This window comes from Pseudomonas sp. Sample_16 (genome assembly GCF_004307665.1).
Classification (GTDB): domain Bacteria; phylum Pseudomonadota; class Gammaproteobacteria; order Pseudomonadales; family Pseudomonadaceae; genus Aquipseudomonas.
In genome coordinates this window covers 40,868-44,226 of sequence record NZ_RCOB01000087.1, presented here as the reverse complement: position 1 = coordinate 44,226, position 3,359 = coordinate 40,868, and the positions used below count along the sequence as shown (strand labels likewise).

Sequence of the window (3,359 nt, the reverse complement as noted above, 5' to 3'; positions counted from 1 at the left end):
GCCAGCAGAAAGATCCGCCTATTCGACCCGCATTTCCCCACTGAACACCAAGGTGTTGCGACACCGCCGACACAAATACCGCCGCCCCTGGCGCACCAGGCCATGGCGCTGCGCCGAGAACGGGAAATCGCTGTCGGCGCACGGGCATTTGTAGATGTAGCGGGTCACGCTGCGGCGCTTGACGTCGTAGGTGTGGCAGCGATTGGGCGGCAGCTCGTACACGCCGCGCATGATCAATTGCCACTCTTCGCCATGGGGCTGAATGCGGTCGCCGAACAGTTGATGAGCGATCAGGTGGGCAACTTCGTGGGCCACTGTCTGCTTGAGGAAGTCCTCGGTGTTTTCCCGGTACAACTGCAGGTTGAAACGCAGCAGGTTCTCGTGCAAATGCGCGACACCGGCTTTTTGCCCGCGCAGCTTGAGGCTCACCACGGGGCGTTTGAAAGGTCGTTTGAAAAAGGATTCGGCTTGTTGGAAACAGTCTTCGACGCGGGTATTGAGTTGCTCGGGCATGCTTGATGGATCTCCAGAGACGTTGAGTATGCCGCAACCCTCGGGCCTTGCGAATCGTTTGAGCGCCGAATGGTCGTTGCGTTTCTTCTGGCAGGAGGCATCAAAAGGCCGCCTTGCGGCGGCCTGTGTCGGCAGATCTGATTTTTGGAGGGTGTGTTGCTAATTCGTATAGACCGGCCCCACGCCGAGTCCCCAGACAATGACAGTGAACGCCATGATAGCCACCAGCACGACCAGGCCTACGGCGAGCACCGAACTGGAAAACAGAAAGCCCTCGTCAGTTGGAATGTTCATGAACGTCGGTAGCCCGACATACAACAGATAGACCGTGTAGCAGATCGCCGCAGTGCCGACGATCATCCCCAGCCACATATGCGGGTACAGCGCCGCCAAGCCGCCGATGAACAGCGGCGTCGCGGTGTAGGTCGCGAAGGCTACGCAGCGTGCCAGGCTGGGATTGGCGTCATAGGTGCGGGCCATCCAGTGAATGAACGCGCCCATGACCGCGACGCCACCGAGCATCGCCAGGTACGACATGATCGTCATCCAGAGCGCACTTTCCATCGTCAACATCACTGGCGGCCGGTTACCGATCACCCAGCCGACCTGCGTAGTGCCGATAAACGCCGACACAGCAGGGATGGCCGCCAGAATCAGGGTGTGGGTCAGGTACATGTGGCTGATGCTTTCCTCCTGGTCGCCACGGATTTCTTTCCATTCTTGGTCAGGGTGGGTGAAGAGCCCCACTACGTGATGGATCATGCCAGTCACTCCTCTTTTATACCGTCGCCCCCCAGTGGAGCGCCTACGGGCCAATACGGCCAAGTAAGTAAAAGGTCTGGAATACGAATGCGACCTTATGTCGCAGTATAGGAAGGAGTTAACCGCACAAGGAGAGGGGGCTTAGAGCAAATTGCGCTGTAAAGCCTGCGCTTAATCGCAGTTGCATCTGTAGAACGGCAGGCGATCCGTCAGGACGCTTCGCCCGGGATAGGTTTTTGCGTAAAATGCCCGCCTTTCGTCACACCTCACGGATTTCGCGTCATGGGCACTCTTACGGTCAACCAGAACAAACTGCAAAAGCGCCTTCGCCGCCAGGCCGGTGAGGCTGTTGCCGATTTCAACATGATTGAAGACGGCGACAAGGTCATGGTCTGCCTGTCCGGCGGCAAGGACAGCTACACCATGCTCGATGTGCTGATGCACTTGCAGAAGGTCGCGCCGATCAAGTTCGAGATCGTGGCCGTGAACATGGACCAGAAACAACCGGGTTTCCCTGAGCACGTGCTGCCGGCTTACCTCAAAGAGCTGGGAATCGAGTATCACATCGTCGAAAAAGACACTTACTCGGTGGTCAAGGAACTGATTCCCGAAGGGAAAACCACTTGCTCGCTGTGCTCGCGCCTGCGTCGCGGCACGCTGTACACGTTCGCTGACGAGATCGGCGCGACCAAAATGGCCTTGGGTCATCACCGCGACGACATCGTCGAGACGTTCTTCCTCAACATGTTCTTCAACGGTTCGCTCAAGGCCATGCCACCCAAGTTGCGCGCCGATGACGGACGCAACGTGGTGATCCGCCCGTTGGCCTACTGCAACGAAAAGGACATCCAGGCTTATTCGGACTTCAAGCAGTTCCCGATCATCCCGTGCAACCTCTGCGGTTCCCAGGAAAACCTGCAACGTCAGGTGGTCAAGGAAATGCTCCAGGACTGGGAGCGCAAGACCCCAGGCCGTACCGAGAGCATTTTCCGCAGCTTGCAGAACGTGATCCCGTCGCAACTGGCGGACCGCAACCTGTTCGACTTCACCAGCCTCAAGATCGACGAAACGGCGGCTTCGCGCTTCGTCAACGTGGTTAACCTTTAATCACCTTGATGTGGGAGCCAGCCTGCTGGCGATAGCGGTGGGTCAGACAAATCATTGTCGGCTGACACTCCCTCATCGCCAGCAGGCTGGCTCCCACATGGGTTTATTCATCTAATCCTCAGGAGAGGGCATGCGCGACTACAAGTGGCTGAATGAATTCTGCCTGAACCGTTTTGGTTCGGCGGCTGAACTGGAAGCCCATCTGCCCGTTCCCAAGACCCCGGCGCAATTGCGCAAGATCAGCGATGACCGCTACCTCTCGACCATGGCATTGCGCGTATTCCGTGCCGGGCTCAAGCACAGCCTGGTGGACGCCAAGTGGCCGGCCTTCGAAGAAGTGTTCTTCAAGTTCGACCCGGAAAAAGTCGTGCTGATGAGCGCCGAGCATCTGGAACGCCTGATGCAGGACGCGCGGATTATCCGCCACCTGGGCAAATTGAAGAGTGTGCCGCGCAATGCGCAGTTCGTGCTGGACGTCGCCATTGAGAAGGGCAGTTTCGGTGCGATGATCGCCGATTGGCCGGTGACTGATATCGTCGGCTTGTGGACGATGCTGAAAAAGCGCGGCCATCAATTGGGCGGCCTGTCTGCGCCGCGTTTCCTGCGCATGGTCGGCAAGGATACCTTTGTGCCGAGTTACGATGTGGTCGCGGCGTTGAACGCACAGAACATCATCGACAAGGTGCCAACCAGCCTGCGCGACCTGGCGCTGGTGCAGGATGTGTTCAACCAATGGCATGAAGAAAGCGGCGGACGGCCGATGAGTCAGATTTCGATGATGCTGGCCTACACCGTCAATCATTGAGACCGAGTCGGTCGAGCGCGACCCCGGCCTATCGCTGGCAAGCCAGCTCCCACAGTAATTGAAGTTGTCCACACATTTTGTGTTCAAACCCAATACCTGTGGGAGTTGCCCACAGAATTTGTGTTCAAACCCAATACCTGTGGGAGTTGCCCACAGAATTTGTGTTCAAACC

Annotated in this window: 4 protein-coding genes; 2 read left to right on the top strand and 2 right to left on the bottom strand. The window is 57.5% G+C overall.

Annotation, left to right across the window (positions count from 1 at the left end; all coding sequences use genetic code 11):
- Window positions 1-18: 18 nt before the first annotated feature.
- On the bottom strand, window positions 19-513 hold the full coding sequence (locus D8U69_RS12710) for a SprT family zinc-dependent metalloprotease (protein ID WP_056853137.1): 495 nt from the start codon (window positions 511-513) through the stop codon (window positions 19-21).
- A 159-nt stretch (window positions 514-672) separates the two neighbouring features.
- Entirely contained in the window at window positions 673-1,275 is a 603-nt protein-coding gene (locus D8U69_RS12705; protein WP_056853136.1) for a Yip1 family protein, read from the bottom strand.
- A 282-nt stretch (window positions 1,276-1,557) separates the two neighbouring features.
- On the opposite strand from D8U69_RS12705, the gene ttcA reads away from it, so the two are divergent.
- A complete protein-coding gene (gene ttcA / locus D8U69_RS12700) occupies window positions 1,558-2,382 on the top strand; it encodes a tRNA 2-thiocytidine(32) synthetase TtcA (protein WP_056853135.1) in 825 nt (274 codons plus the stop codon).
- A 130-nt stretch (window positions 2,383-2,512) separates the two neighbouring features.
- A complete protein-coding gene (locus tag D8U69_RS12695; protein ID WP_130906342.1) occupies window positions 2,513-3,187 on the top strand; it encodes a DNA-3-methyladenine glycosylase I in 675 nt (224 codons plus the stop codon).
- Window positions 3,188-3,359 lie beyond the last annotated feature (172 nt).